This is a genomic window from Paraburkholderia sp. Clong3 (assembly GCF_050436485.1).
Taxonomy (GTDB): Bacteria; Pseudomonadota; Gammaproteobacteria; order Burkholderiales; family Burkholderiaceae; genus Paraburkholderia; species Paraburkholderia tuberum.
This window is the reverse complement of sequence record NZ_JBNDMH010000002.1, coordinates 989013-1002239: the sequence shown is the minus strand read 5'-3', so window position 1 is coordinate 1002239 and position 13227 is coordinate 989013. Positions and strand designations below refer to the sequence as shown.

General features: G+C 62.8%; 15 protein-coding genes. 7 read left to right on the top strand and 8 right to left on the bottom strand.

Annotated elements, in window-relative coordinates; all coding sequences use genetic code 11:
- Nucleotides 1-31 precede the first annotated feature (31 nt).
- Together OKW30_RS08890 and OKW30_RS08885 are read right to left on the bottom strand one after the other, a co-directional pair.
- Entirely contained in the window at nt 32-1207 is a 1176-nt protein-coding gene (locus OKW30_RS08890) for a UxaA family hydrolase (RefSeq protein ID WP_184073948.1), read from the bottom strand.
- A gap of 83 nt (nt 1208-1290) precedes the next feature.
- On the bottom strand, nt 1291-1560 hold the full coding sequence (locus tag OKW30_RS08885) for a UxaA family hydrolase (protein WP_244144807.1): 270 nt from the start codon (nt 1558-1560) through the stop codon (nt 1291-1293).
- A 254-nt stretch (nt 1561-1814) separates the two neighbouring features.
- On the opposite strand from OKW30_RS08885, the gene OKW30_RS08880 reads away from it, so the two are divergent.
- The 6 genes from OKW30_RS08880 to OKW30_RS08855 all read left to right on the top strand — a co-directional run bounded on the left by OKW30_RS08880 (nt 1815) and on the right by OKW30_RS08855 (nt 7546).
- Complete coding sequence (locus OKW30_RS08880) at nt 1815-2600, top strand: GntR family transcriptional regulator (protein ID WP_187629374.1); 786 nt, start codon at nt 1815-1817, stop codon at nt 2598-2600.
- 477 nt (nt 2601-3077) lie between these two features.
- Nucleotides 3078-4097, top strand: coding sequence for an ABC transporter substrate-binding protein (locus OKW30_RS08875; RefSeq protein WP_429346533.1), 1020 nt, complete (start codon nt 3078-3080; stop codon nt 4095-4097).
- 2 nt (nt 4098-4099) lie between these two features.
- Nucleotides 4100-4909, top strand: coding sequence for an ABC transporter ATP-binding protein (locus OKW30_RS08870; RefSeq protein WP_260336690.1), 810 nt, complete (start codon nt 4100-4102; stop codon nt 4907-4909).
- Complete coding sequence (locus OKW30_RS08865; RefSeq protein WP_429346532.1) at nt 4902-5822, top strand: ABC transporter permease; 921 nt, start codon at nt 4902-4904, stop codon at nt 5820-5822. The genes OKW30_RS08870 and OKW30_RS08865 overlap by 8 nt, the downstream gene beginning before the upstream one ends.
- Before the next feature lie 28 nt (nt 5823-5850).
- On the top strand, nt 5851-6603 hold the full coding sequence (locus tag OKW30_RS08860; RefSeq protein ID WP_184073943.1) for a sulfite exporter TauE/SafE family protein: 753 nt from the start codon (nt 5851-5853) through the stop codon (nt 6601-6603).
- Between the two features lie 34 nt (nt 6604-6637).
- Entirely contained in the window at nt 6638-7546 is a 909-nt protein-coding gene (locus OKW30_RS08855) for a LysR substrate-binding domain-containing protein (protein WP_429346531.1), read from the top strand.
- Here the strand turns inward: OKW30_RS08855 and OKW30_RS08850 are convergent.
- From OKW30_RS08850 to OKW30_RS08825, 6 genes are read right to left on the bottom strand one after another with little or no spacing between them, the layout of a single operon-like run.
- Nucleotides 7486-9237, bottom strand: coding sequence for an L-aspartate oxidase (locus OKW30_RS08850; protein WP_429346530.1), 1752 nt, complete (start codon nt 9235-9237; stop codon nt 7486-7488). The genes OKW30_RS08855 and OKW30_RS08850 overlap by 61 nt on opposite strands.
- A gap of 34 nt (nt 9238-9271) precedes the next feature.
- Complete coding sequence (locus OKW30_RS08845; protein WP_184043520.1) at nt 9272-9883, bottom strand: FumA C-terminus/TtdB family hydratase beta subunit; 612 nt, start codon at nt 9881-9883, stop codon at nt 9272-9274.
- A gap of 46 nt (nt 9884-9929) precedes the next feature.
- Nucleotides 9930-10799, bottom strand: coding sequence for a fumarate hydratase (locus tag OKW30_RS08840; protein ID WP_184073937.1), 870 nt, complete (start codon nt 10797-10799; stop codon nt 9930-9932).
- 29 nt (nt 10800-10828) lie between these two features.
- On the bottom strand, nt 10829-11248 hold the full coding sequence (gene sdhC, locus OKW30_RS08835) for a succinate dehydrogenase, cytochrome b556 subunit (RefSeq protein ID WP_429346529.1): 420 nt from the start codon (nt 11246-11248) through the stop codon (nt 10829-10831).
- Nucleotides 11245-11577: a succinate dehydrogenase gene (locus OKW30_RS08830; protein WP_429346528.1), complete on the bottom strand. Its 333-nt coding sequence runs from the start codon at nt 11575-11577 to the stop codon at nt 11245-11247. Before OKW30_RS08830 ends, sdhC begins: the two co-directional genes overlap by 4 nt.
- Nucleotides 11574-12305 carry a succinate dehydrogenase/fumarate reductase iron-sulfur subunit gene (locus OKW30_RS08825; protein ID WP_429346527.1) on the bottom strand — a complete coding sequence of 244 codons (732 nt, stop codon included), beginning with the start codon at nt 12303-12305 and terminating at the stop codon, nt 11574-11576. Before OKW30_RS08825 ends, OKW30_RS08830 begins: the two co-directional genes overlap by 4 nt.
- 477 nt (nt 12306-12782) lie before the next feature.
- On the opposite strand from OKW30_RS08825, the gene OKW30_RS08820 reads away from it, so the two are divergent.
- Nucleotides 12783-13079 (top strand): hypothetical protein, encoded by a 297-nt coding sequence (locus tag OKW30_RS08820; protein WP_184073934.1) that lies wholly within the window; start codon nt 12783-12785, stop codon nt 13077-13079.
- Nucleotides 13080-13227 lie beyond the last annotated feature (148 nt).

Genomic DNA, 13227 nt, shown 5'->3' with positions numbered 1-13227 from the left:
GCGGCCCGTCGCGAGGACGGGCCCGGAGAAATTACGCGCTTTCGAACAGGCGCGTCAACACGAACTCGCGGTGTCCCAGCGCTTCCGCCGACGTAAAGCGCCCGTTCGCGGTGCGCAGCATCGATTCCAGCAGTTTGTCGCCAGCCTGATCGAGATTCTGTTCGCGCTGCAATAGTCCCGACACATCCACGTCGATATGCTCGCTCATCGTGCGCACCGTACGCGGGTTCGCGCAAATCTTGATGACAGGCACGATCGGATTGCCGATCACGTTCCCCTGCCCGGTCGGGAAGAGATGCACGGCAAAGCCCGACGCGGCGCACAGCGTCACCATCTCGGCCGCGGCTGACGACGAATCCATGAACCACAAGCCCGGCCCCGTCGGTTCCTCGGCCTTGTCGAGCACGCCGTCGACGCTGCACTTCTTGCCGATCTTCTGGATATTGCCCAGCGCTTTTTCTTCGATGGTCGTCAGGCCGCCCGCGATGTTGCCTTTGGTCGGCTGCGACTCCGACAGATCGTCGGTCTTCCAGCGGTTGATCATGTCCTGATAGCGGTCGAACATGAACTGGAAGCGCTCGCGCACCTGGTCGTTCGCGCAACGCGCGGCAACGATCTGCTCGCCGCCCGTGAGTTCGGACGTCTCGCCGAAGACGAGCGTCGTGCCCAACCCGTAGAGCTTGTCGAACGCATTGCCGACAGTCGGGTTCGCGCCGCAGCCGGACGTGGTATCGGATTCGCCGCACTTCGTGGATACCCACAGGTCCGAAATCGGGCATTCTTCGCGATCGAGAGACGTGGCGTACTGCACCATCTCTTTCGCGGTTTTCGACGCACGCATGATCGTATCGTGATCGCCATGCAGTTCGATGCCGAAGCCCATCACCGGCTTGCCTGACTTCGCAATGCCGTCTACGACGCGCTTGGTCCAGCCTTCCTCGATCCCGATCACGACGACCGCCGCGACATTCGGGTTGCAGCCGGCGCCGATCAGCGTGCGGAAATGCAGATCGAGGTCGGCGCCGAACTGCAGGCGGCCGTATGGATGCGGTAGCGCCATCGTGCCTTTGATGGCCGTTTCGACGGCCAGCGCGGCGGCGTTCGACAAATCGTCGACGGGCAGGATGATCACATGGTTACGCACGCCGACGCGTCCATTGGAACGGCGAAACCCGCGGAAAGTGGTGTTCTGGTCAATCACGCTCATGGTGGCTCTCTTCGATCTGGCTCTGTTGAGTGGGGAAGCTCGCTCGCAATGTCGATGCGCGAGCTGGTCGATCCTCGCGCCGGCTACCAGCGCTTCGTCTTGATGTTGTGAACATGCGCATGTTCACCCGCGCGGATCGGCGCAACGACCTTGCCGATGTCCACGCCGTACTTGAACACCGTGTCGCCGACCGCCATGTCTTTCAGCGCCACCTTGTGACCGATCGGAATGTTCTGTTTCGCCGAGATCGTCACGACCTCGTCGTCGTCCATGATCCACGCGTTCAACTGGGTCCCCGCCTTGATGCCTTCGACAACCGCCACACCGACGGTGTCTTTCGCTTCGTGCAGCACGATATGAATCGTTTTGCGGTCTGACGAAGGGCTGGCGGAAGATCCTTCACCGGATTGTTGCGGTGCACCTGCTGCGGTGTGGCTCATCAGTTGTCTCCAGTCTGTTGGTACGGTTTGGTTCGCCTGCGTGAACCCATCTTAGGCGGCACATTTGCATATGTCAACCATATCATCTATATGTGTTTGATGAACCGTATGAAGTAGAATCAATTGAAAGACAGCAGCAATGAAAATGCAACGACAGGATGAGATCGATGAATACGTTGACCACGGGTATCAATCTACCGAACGGTGCGGCCACCACGCCGGCAATCGGCGGCACGCGCTACAAGGAAGTGAAGAATGCGATGCTGGCCGCGCTGGCCGCGCACGAATGGAAGGGCGGCGAAACGATTCCTTCGGAAAAGCGGCTGGCCGAACGCTTCGGCGTATCGATCGGCACGCTGCGCAAGGCAATCGACGAACTGGTGGCCGACAACATTCTGGTGCGCCATCAGGGGCTCGGTACTTTCGTCGCGCAACACCAGCGTGATCGTCATTTCTTCCGCTTCTTCCGCATCGTGCGCCAGGACGGCGACAAGACCTACCCGACCGTAACGCTCGTGCAGTTCAGGAAGGCCAAGGCTACGCGCGATATCGCGACGCTGCTGAAAGTCGCAACGGGCGCGCGCGTGTTCACGTTCATCAACCGTCTGGCGCTGCATGGCGAAACGGTGATGATCGACAACATCACCGTACCCGAGGCGCGTTTTCCGGGCCTGACGGAAGCCGCGCTGCGCAGCCGGCCGAGCACGCTGTACAACTTCTATCAGGATGCGTTCAACATCAACGTGCTCGGCACCGAGGAACGCGTGCGCGTCGCGGTAGCCAATGAACTCGAAAGCAAACTGCTGGAAGTGCCGCACGGCACGCCGCTTCTTGAAGTGCGGCGCGTCGCGTATTCGTATCATCAGGCGCCCGTCGAAGTGCGGATCTCGCATGCGAACACCGCACGCTACGAATACGTCGGTGCTTCGGCATCGCACGAAGAGCCGCTCTGACAAGGCCGGAAGCCAAGCGCGGTGCGCAGCGCCAAAAGCCGCCGGCCGCGCGCCGCACATGTCACGTTTTCCCGCATTTGCAATCAACAGCACGATCACCTACACTCGCTACTCATACAGATGAGTTAAATCATACGGCGCTGAATTCGCTGAATGCCACAGTCACCGAAGCAAGGCATTTCACGCGCAATCCGGTTGCCCACAACACACCTTCTGTGAACCTGATTCCGGCCGCGCCGCGCAAACCGTTTTGTCGCGAGCAGGCCGGCAACAAGGAGACACTCACGATGCGTACCCCGCCTCATCGTCATCCCGCTCATGTCCTTCATGTCGCGCCTTGCCGCGTGACGCATGCGTTGCGCCGGCCGCAGCCACGCGAGACCGAATAGGCACACGCAGCCCCCACCCATCCGGTTTATCCGGTGTCGCATTTCAACAGATTGGCCGTGCCGTTCCTGTCGCAAGGAGTGTCCAGCAATGAGCCTTCGTAAAGTTGCCGTATTTCTCTCAACGCTGCTCGCTCTCGGCGCAGCTCTCATCAGTGCGCCCGCCCGCGCCGAACTGTCGGAGATCCGGATCGCGCGCCAATACGGCGTCAGCTATTTGCCGCTGATGCTGATGCAGGATCAGAAGCTGGTCGAAAAGCACGCCGCGCAACTGGGCGTGCCGAATCTGAAAGTGTCATGGGTCGAATTCGCGGGCGGCAACGTGATGAACGACGCGCTGCTGTCCGATTCGTTGCAGATCGCGTCAGGCGGCGTCGCGCCGCTCGTGCTGCTGTGGGCGCGTACGCGCGGCACGCCCGTCGAGGTCAAGGCGCTGTCGGCGATCAATTCGATGCCGCTGCTGTTGAACACCAACAATCCGACGGTGAAAACGTTGAAAGACTTCACCGGCAAGGACAAGATCGCGCTGCCCGCAGCGAAGGTGTCGATCCAGGCAATCACGTTGCAAATGGCCGCGGAAAAGGCCTTCGGCGCCGGCAACCAGGGGCAGCTCGATAAATACACTGTCTCGCTGGCTCATCCCGATGCGCAGCAGGCGCTGCTGTCGGGCAATAGCGAAGTGACCGCGCATTTCGGCTCGCCGCCGTTTCAGGAACAGGAATTGGCCCACCCTGGCGTGCGCACCGTTGTGAATTCGTATGACGTTCTGGGCGGCAAGTCGACCTTCAATCTGGTCTGGTGCATGACCAAGTTCTATCAACAGAATCCGAAACTCGTGCAAGCCTTCATGGCCGCGCTCGACGATGCCGAAGCGCAGATCACGAGGGACAAGCACGCGGCCGCACTCGCCTACCTGCGCATCAGCAAGGACAAGAGCAATGTCGCCGACATCGAAAAGATGATTTCGTCGCCCGATGTCGCCTTCACGACCACGCCCGAAAACACGGTCAAATACGCGGATTTCATGGCACGCACGGGCCTGATCAAGACCAAGCCCGCCTCGTGGAAGGACATGTTCTTTCCGACCGCCCAATCGCTTCAAGGGAGTTGATCATGCATCGCACGCGTGCTGGAGCCACCCGCGCCACATCCTCGCCGAGCGGCATGCCGTTACTGGATGTCGCCGGCGTAACGCTGCAATACAAGACGCCGCGGCATCTCGTGATGGCAACGTATCGGGTCGACTTTCAGGTATTCGAAGGCGACCGTTTCGTTTTGCTTGGGCCATCGGGTTGCGGGAAGTCGACGTTGCTCAAGAGCGTCGGCGGCTATCTGCTGCCGACGGAAGGTTCGATCACGCTGAAGGGCAAGACGGTGACGAAGCCGGGCCCCGACCGGATGATGGTCTTTCAGGAATTCGACCAGTTGCTGCCGTGGAAGACGGTCAAGCAGAACGTGATGTTTCCGCTGCTCGCTTCGCACCGGCTGTCGGCGCGCGAAGCGGAACAGCGCGCGATGCATTACATCGACAAGGTCAACCTCACGAAATTCTCGGACAGCCATCCGCATACGTTATCGGGCGGCATGAAGCAGCGCGTGGCGATTGCGCGCGGCATGGCGATGGAACCGGACATCCTGCTGATGGACGAGCCGTTCGCCGCACTCGATGCGCTCACGCGCCGCAAGATGCAGGACGAACTGCTGACGCTATGGCAGGAAACGCGCTTCACCGTGCTATTCGTCACGCATTCGATTCCGGAAGCGATCAAGGTCGGCAGCCGGATTCTGTTGCTGTCGCCGCATCCGGGGCAGGTCAAGGCAGAACTCGATACGGCGGCGGCAGGTGAATCCGCTGCCGCGCTCGAAAAACGCATCCAGCACATGCTGTTCGAAGACGAAATCCACGAGGCAGAGAATGTCTGACGCTACCGCACACGGTTCCGCATCCGTCCATCCGCCCCGCGACGACATGATCACGCGCGCGCCGCGCGGCGAGATCATTCGCGAACCCAGCGATGCACAGCATTTCAGCGTCGTCGAAAAGCCGCTGTCACCGTTCGAGCGCCTGTACAACCAGAGCTGGCTGCGCAAATTTCTGATCCTCGCGCTGCTCGCGCTGGTCTGGGAAGGCTACGGACGCTGGCTCAACAATCCGTTGCTGTTTCCCACTTTCAGCGCGACCGTCGACGCGTTCTTCACGAGCATCGCAAACGGCGAACTGCCCGGCAAGGCATGGGCGTCGATCCACGTATTGCTGCTCGGCTACGGCTGCGGTCTGCTGCTGGCCGCGTTGCTGACGGCCGCCGCGATCACGTCGCGCATCGGCACGGACTTTCTCGAAACGATGACGTCGATGCTCAACCCGCTGCCCGCCATCGCGCTGCTGCCGCTCGCGCTGATCTGGTTCGGGCTCGGCAACGGCAGCCTGATCTTCGTGCTCGTGCATTCGGTGACATGGTCGGTCGCGTTGAATACGCACTCGGGCTTTCTGTCGGTGAGCAACACGCTGAAAATGGTCGGGCGCAACTATGGGTTGCGCGGCGGGCGCTACGTCGCCGCGATTCTGGTGCCCGCTGCGTTCCCGAGCATTCTGACCGGCCTGAAGATCGGCTGGGCCTTCGCGTGGCGCACGCTGATCGCGGCGGAACTCGTGTTCGGCGTGAGTTCGGGTTCCGGCGGCCTCGGCTGGTTCATCTACGAAAACAAGAACCTGCTCGACATCGCGAACGTGTTCGCGGGTCTGTTCACGGTGATTCTGATTGGCCTCGCCGTCGAAAACCTGATCTTCCGCGTCCTCGAACGCCATACCGTGCAACGCTGGGGCATGCAGTCGTGAAGCATGGCGTGCACGCACGGGAGGCTCGTTGCTAAGCGCCGACATCGCGCTGCTGGTGATTGGAGGCAGCGCGGTCGCCGGCTTCGTGTCGGGGCTGGCGGGATTTGCGTTCGGTCTCGTCGCGATGGTGTTCTGGGCGTGGGCGCTGCCGCCGCAAGCCATCGGGCCGATGCTCGTGGTCGGCTCGCTGGTCGGACAGATGCTAACCGTGCATACGGTGCGCTCGCAGATAAGGCCGAAGATCATCGGTCCGTTCATCGCAGGAGGCATTCTCGGCGTGCCGATCGGCGCGACGCTGCTGCCGTTCATCGATCCCGTCGGCTTTCGGATCGGCGCCGGTCTGCTGATGATCGTCTATTGCGGCGTGATGCTCGCCGCGAAAGATCTGCCGACGGTGACGGCAGGCGGTGCCTGGGCGGACGGCGGCGTCGGTGTGGTCGGCGGCATTCTGGGCGGCATTGCGGGGCTCGTCGGTCCGGCACCGACCATATGGTGCATGCTGCGCGGTCACAACAAAGATACGCAGCGCGCGATCTGCCAAAGCTTTTTCATCGCGATGCAATCGCTGACGCTCGTCACGTATGCACTGACGGGCCTGATCGGCAAGCAGACGTTAGTACTCTTCGCCTGGATGCTGCCGTCGTCGCTGCTGTTTGCGTGGCTCGGCTCACGGCTTTATCGGCGTCTGTCGGACACCGCGTTTCGGCGGGTGCTGCTTGCGCTGCTGTTCGCTTCGGGCGTGGCGCTGCTGGGCTCATCGCTTGTTCACGCGATAAAGTAAGGCCGATGCGGCAACGTCAAGCGGAGTGAGCGTCATGAGTGCGATTCGCTATTTCGTCACGTTTCTGTCCGTCGCGCGCCACGGCTCGTTCGCCGCAGCCGCCGACGAAGTGTGTCTCACGCAGGCCGCCGTGAGCCTGCAGATGCGTTCACTGGAACGCGATCTCGACATGGTGCTGTTCGAACGGAGCGCGCGCTCGGTCGCATTGAGCGAACAGGGACGCACGATCGTGCCGCTCGCCGAAACGCTGGTCGCCAACTATCGGCGGATTCTGGCCACGGCAGGCCGTGACGAACTGGCGGGCGTCGTGCGGGTCGGCGCGCTGGTGTCGTCGCTGATGGGCGCGTTCGCCGATGCGATGCTGAATCTGAAACGCCGCTACCCGCGCCTCGAACTGAAGCTTTTCACGGGCCTGTCGAGCGACTTCACGCTCCGCGTGGAGAACGGAGAACTCGACGCCGCCATCGTCACGCAGTCGCCCACCGGCTTTCCCGCCGCATTGAAGTGGACGGTGCTGTATCACGAGCCGATGGTGCTGATCTCGTCGGCTGACAATCCGCGCGCGCACGTCGACACGCTGCTGCGTGAGCCGTTCATCCGTTTCGACCGGCAGACGTGGACAGGCATGCTGATCGACGACGCGCTGCGCGGCCTCGACGCTTGCGTGCACGACATCATGGAGCTGAACTCGCTCGAATCGATCTGCGAAATGGTGAAGCGCGGCTTCGGCGTTTCGGTAGTGCCGCGTCTCGCGAATGCGAACTGGAATCACGAATCAGGGCTGCGCGTGACCGAGTTGCCCGAGCGGATCGCGCCGCGCCGCGTCGGCCTGCTGGAACGGCGCGAACACGGACGCGAAGCGTTCACGGCCGCCGTGAAGCGTCACTTCACGACGGCGGCCGACGTTTGCGCCAGTGGCAATGATTCGTCGAGCAGCGACTGACCAGGCTTCACGCGCGTGAACTGCACGCGCCGGCGGCTGGTTTCGAAGGCGTTCTGCTGAAGCCGCAGGCATACATACTCGGATGTGTCCAGATCTCCGGCGTCGGGAAAGTCTTCGCGGAAATGCGCGCCGCGCGAATTCTCGCGCAGCAACGCCGACTCGGTGATCGCGCGGCTAACGAGCGTCAGGTTGTGCAGGTTCATCCAGTCGTGCCACGACAGGTTGAAGCGCAGATCGCGTCCATCGACACCCGTGCGGTCCAGCCGTTCGCCGATGTCGATCAACGCGCTTCTCGCGCGCAGCAAGCCCTGCTCGTCGCGCAGGATGCCGACGTCGCGCCACATCAACTCGTACAGGTCGTCGCGTATCGATTCGAGATCGCCCGCAGGCTGGCCGAGCGGCCGCGTGCAACGTTCGATGGCGCGCTCGATCTGACTGGCATCGGCGGTGGCGAGGCGCCCATGGCGCGGCACCCAGCGCGCGAGCGTCTCACCCGCAATGCCGCCGAACACCGTCGAATTCGCGACGCCGTTGCCGCCCAGCCGGTTCGCGCCGTGCACGCCGCCCGCATCCTCGCCCGCGACGAAGAGGCCCGGCAGCGTCGTCGAACAGTCGGTCTCGAACAGCACGCCGCCCATCATGTAGTGCGCGGTCGGCACCACTTCGACCTGGCCGCCCGCCAGATCGAAGCCGCAATCCGCGCAGCGTTCGACCATGCCCTTGAAACGCTGGCGCACGCTGTCGGGCCCGAGATGATCCATGCGCAGATAGACGCCGCCGTTCGGCGTCGTGTTGCCCGCGCGCAGTTCACGGAAAATGCTGCGCGAGACGATGTCGCGCGTCGCGCGCTCGCCGCGCGGATCGTAGCGGTGCATAAAGCGCTCGCCGTCGCCCGTCAGCAGATAGCCGCCCGCGCCGCGCAGCCCTTCTTCGAGCACGGTGCCCGTCATGCGCGTATGAGTGCCCGCCAGCAAACCCGTCGGGTGGAACTGCACCATCTCCATGTCGCGCAACGTGAGGCCGGCACGCAGCGCCATCGCCATGCCGTCGCAACTCTTGTCTCCGCTCGGCGTGTGGTACTTGTACATCGTGGGGCCGCCGCCCGTCGCGAGCAGCACGGCCTTCGCGCGCACGAAGACGAATTCGCCGCTGCGAATGTCGATCATCAGCACGCCGGCCAGTGCGCTGCCGTCTTCGGACTCGATGAATTCCACCGCGCGATGTTCTTCGAGCCGCTCGATCCCGCGCGCCCACACCTGTTCGGCAAGCCGGTTGATGATCTCGATGCCGGTCTGATCGCCCTTGTGCACCGTGCGGTCGAAGGTTTGCCCGGCGAATGCCTTCTGCTTCAGCGTGCCGTCCGGGTTGCGGTCGAAGAAGCAGCCCAGTTCGTTTTCGAGTTCGTTTATCCGCTCGACCGCGCGTGTCACCAGCGTCCACGCGAGTTCCTGGTTCGACAGCCATTTGCCGCCTTCGATCGTATCCATGAAGTGACGTTCGATCGAATCGCCCTGTGCTAGCGCGACGTTATAGCCGCCCTGCACCATGCGCGTACAGCCGCATTTGCCGAGCAATCCTTTCACGGCGATCGTGATGCGCAACTGCGGCGCGTCGGCCTGCGCATGCAGCGCGGCAAACAGGCCCGCGCCGCCGCTGCCGAGAATCAGGATGTCGGTATCCACGTGCTTCATGGTCGGTTCCCGTGATGAACGACGCTGCGTTCGTTCAGCTTCTGATGCCCAGCGACGCGAGCACCGCTTCGCGCCGCTCACGCGTGCTCTGCTGGACCTTCGTGTAGACGCTGCCGCCGTGACTATCCATCGCGACGAGCAGCGGGCCGAATTCGCCGATCCTGAAGCGCCATAGCGATTCGGGGTTCAGGTCGTCGAGATCGACGTCTTCGATCTGTTCGATCCATGTCGTCTCCAGCGCCGCCGTGCCGCCGACGATCGCGAGATACACGCCGCCGTATTTTGCGAACGCATCGCTCGACGCCTGCCCGAGCCCGCCCTTGCCGATCACGATGCGCACGCCGTACTGCGCCATCAGCGCCGCGGTGAAGCGCTCCATGCGTGCGGACGTCGTCGTGCCGACGCAGACGGGCTCGTAGCCCGCCGGATGTGCGTCCGAGCGTGGCACCTTGCGCACGTTCGGCGCGGTGTGAATCACCGCATGGCCGCGCAGATCGAAGCGAGTCGTGCGACCACGGTCGAACATATGGATCTGCGTGGCGTCGCGGATGCCGAACAGCGTGCCTGTCAACGTAACGGTATCGCCCGTGCGCAACGCGCGAATCTGCGCTTCGCTAGCGGGCATGGACAGCGTGTGATGAGTCATCGATCGTTCCTTGACGGTGTGCGTGCCGATGCGGACAGCCCGCGTGTCAGTAGCCGTACTCGACGCCCGCCGGCGTCAGCGTGGCGCGCGCGCGGCGGGCCGAATGACACTGCATGTTCACGGCAACCGGATTCATCGTGATATGCGTCGCCGCCAGTTCGAGGTGGACCGCGAACGATGTCGCGTCGCCGCCGAGCCCCTGCGGGCCGACGCCCAGGCGGTTCACCGCGGCCGACAGTTCCTCCTCCAGCGCGGCCGCCGCCGGATCGTCGCAATGCGTACCGAGCGCGCGCGTCGCGGCACGCTTGGCGAGCCACACGCACAGATCCGATGTACCGCCGATGCCCACGCCTACAATCGTCGGCGGACACGTCTTGCCGCCCGCATCGACCACGCAGTCGATCACGAAGCGTTTGATCGCGTCGACACCTTCCGCCGGAATCGCCATTTTCAGAAACGAGTTGTTTTCCGAACCGCTGCCCTTCGGAATCATTTCGATCACGAGCGTGTCGGCTGTCGAGTCGAAGTCGATATGGATCGCGGGCATCAGCACGCCGCAAGACGAATGTTCGTTTTTCCGCGTCAACGGATGCACGACCGACGAGCGCAATGGATGCTCGCGCGTGGCCCGTTCGCAGCCGCGCCGGATCGCTGCTTTCAACGCGACGCCGTCGAGCGCGAGGCCCGTGCCGATCGTCACGTTGTAGATCGGCAGCCCGGTGTCCTGGCACAGCAGGTTGTCCTGATCTTCGGCAATCGCGATATTGGTGCGCATTGTGCCCAGCACGCGGCGCGCGGTGTCGTCGGTTTCAGCGCGTTCGAGGCGCGCGATACCGTCCTTGATGTCGGGCGGCAAATGCTTCAGCGCGCGTATGTACAACTGCTTCGCGACCTCTTCGATCTGCTGCATGTCCATTGATGAATCTCCGTCGGGGGACCGTGCGTTCACGACGTGAGCGACAGCGCAAACGCCAGCCCGATGACCAATGCGCCGCCCGCTGTCGCCGCGATCAGGTTCTTGCGCAAACCGCTCCATGGCCGGTATTCGATGAGCAGAATGCGCACGCCGCCGAACAGATGCGCGGCCAGCAACGTGACGAGGCCCCACTCGGCGAATACGAAGGCGGGTTGCCTCGTCACGACTAGAAACGACTCGAACGATGCTGCGCTGTGCAAAGCGGTGCCGAGCGCCCAGAAGTGCAGCGGCAGAAAGAAGGCGAGCGCGAGCCCGGACAGACGGTGCACAAGAAAGGCCCACCACGCGGGATGGTTGCGCGCGCGCGAGTCGGCGCGCCGGCCAGGGGTGCGGTGTCGGGCGTGGTTCGGGTCTGTGGCTGGTTTCGCTGCGCGTGCGATGTCGCTCATTGCGGCCCTCCTACCAGCGCGAAGACCGCGCGCAGACCGGCAATCGCCAACGCAATGCCGAGGATCACGCTCGCCACCCCGACGCTGCGCCCGCGCCAGCCGAGCCACTCCTCGGCGATCCTTCTCAACCCGACAGGCACATGCGCGGACGACGCAAGCACGAACACTGAATAGAACACCGCCCACGCCGTATTGCCGTGCAGACGCGCGATCACGTTCGCCGCGCTCAGCCCGCCATGCACGACGATAATCATGGTGACAAGATGGACGGCCACGCATAAGGTCAGCACCATCGCCGACAGGCGCTGCAACCGCCAGCCGCTCATCATCGCGGATCTCCTGTCGGCGCATGGCCGCGAAGCCGCTTCAGGCCAGCAATGCTGGCCGTCGGCTGCAGCGACTTGGGACACCGTTCGGTACACGAGCCGAGCGTATGGCACGAATGACAGCCTGCGTCGTTGGAGACGGCTGCGACGCGGGTTTGCTGCTGGATGTCGCGTACGTCGTTGACGAGCGTCCACGCACGATTGAGCGCGGCGGGTCCAAGATAGTCGGGGTTCCATGCGACGACGTCGCAGCTCGCATAACAGACACCGCAGCCAATGCATTCAATCCCCGCGTCGGCCGCCTTGCGTTCGGCGGAGGCGGGATCGACGCAAGTGGCAGGTTCGTTACGCGTGTGCTCGCCCTTGAAATAGCCCTTCGCGTCGCGCCATTTGTCGAAGAAGGCGGTCATATCCGTCGCCAGATCCTTGATGACGGGCAGGTGATTGAGAGGCGCGATTTCGAGCACGTCACCGGCGTGCTTCATGACTTTGGTGACGTGCGTGCGGCAGGTCCATCGCGCGCGGCCGTTGACGGTCATTGCGCATGAACCGCACATGCCGACCCGGCACGCAAAGCGATAGGACAGCGTCGCATCCAGATGGCGCTGGATGTGGATCACCACGTCGAGCACGGTCTGACTTTCCATGCGCGGCACGTCGAAGCGCTGAAAGCTGCCTTCGTCGTTACCGCGCCAGACGTCGACCTTGAGTTGCGGGGGAGTGGTTCGCATCGTGACCGTTGAGGTTCGAATGATTGCGAAGCCAGTCTAAGGGGCGCGCGCCGCCCGTCAAAGCCAAAGATTCTTGTTGCAAGCTCAAGGTTTTTTTATGCTCGCGGGCGTGCGAGTGCCTGTGAGAACGCTTGAGAGGGCGTTGTCACGTTCGCGCGCTGATCAGCGCAAAGAAATCGCCTCGCCGCTCCCGGCCAACAAGATAGCTTGACTGCTGGCTTCGGGTCCATTGCGTTACGAGGCCGATGAAGACGCGCGAATTTTGCATACTGGACTGCCTTATTGCGGCAAAACCCAATTCGCCAATCCTTACCTGGATGTAACGTTCGGGAAAGATCCCGGCAACGTTCAGGGGCCAATATGAATTCTGTTGGGCCGGCTTGCCGGTACCTGTCAGCGGTACCACGTGCCGCGAACGTAGCCACTCGACAATTCATTTTGACGCGGCACATCGCCGCTCCGTACGGAGGATTCATCATGCGTCACATCTCTCATCTTGCAGTCGCCATTGTGCTCTTTGGAACAACCGCCGGCGCTGCATTCGCGACTCCCTCAACCAGCTATACGACGACGGTCCATTTGCGAGACGGCAAGCAGGTGGTGTGTGCCGTGAACGAGCCGGCCGCCCTCGCGCAGCAAGCTACCGGCCAGACGCTGACCCAGCGGGAGCGCAACGAAGCTCAAATCGATGCGACCGCGGGCCTGGGCAGCGCACAACACAGCAAAAGCGATTATCCGTCGCCGGCCACCGCACCGAGGGTGCACTGCTCCTGAAAACGACCGGGGCGGACGGCACGTGCGTGTGTGCGGTCCGTGCTCGTCAAGACAGTCACAGCCTGCCTGCGAGGCGTCCCTCAAAAATATTGAACTATCCTCTCCCGCGCTGCTGCACGCCGTTTGTCAATTGACGGTCCTTCTATCC